This window comes from Clostridium sp. HV4-5-A1G (assembly GCF_900184915.1).
GTDB lineage: Bacteria > Bacillota > Clostridia > Clostridiales > Clostridiaceae > Clostridium_B > Clostridium_B aromativorans.
In genome coordinates this window covers 1-507 of record NZ_FXYI02000397.1, presented here as the reverse complement: position 1 = coordinate 507, position 507 = coordinate 1, and the positions used below count along the sequence as shown (strand labels likewise).

At 40.6% G+C, this 507-nt stretch carries 1 pseudogene; it reads right to left on the bottom strand.

Going from position 1 to position 507, the window contains the following annotated elements:
• Positions 1 to 441, bottom strand: a pseudogene (locus tag J5G60_RS18740) (IS200/IS605 family accessory protein TnpB-related protein); the annotation flags it as partial.
• Positions 442 to 507: the final 66 nt, after the last annotated feature.

The following is a 507-nucleotide window of genomic DNA, read 5'->3' as shown; positions in this document are numbered from 1 at the left end:
GTTGGTTATTTCTCTTTTCAGGTTGTTTATCTTATTCCATGCCCTGGTCAATTTTGCCTTTTTCCCGCTCTGTTTCTGTTTTCTGCACAATCTGCCTACCAGGTGATTCATCAGGTCTTTTTCTTCCGGCTGGTTTATAAACTTCCTGCCAGTGACAGTTCCTTTTGAATCAACTGCACTGCATACTGCGGAGTGATTTATACCAAGATCTACGGATACCACTACCCTATCTTTAAGGGATGTTTCCCTGAACTCTACTTTGTTTTCATATGCAAACTGCAGGTAATAGTTTCTGCCTTTCCTGACAAGTATCGGCGAAAACTCTCTGCCTCTGCAGTTTTTTTCTATATACTTTATGTCCTGCTTCCTTAGAGATACCTTGAGCCACACCCAGTCATTGTTTTTATATATCTTTATCTGGGCATGGTTCCTGTCCAGCATTTTAAACATATTACCCCTGTAAAGGGCAGGACATTTATAGTGCTTTACCTGTAATTTGGGTGCTTT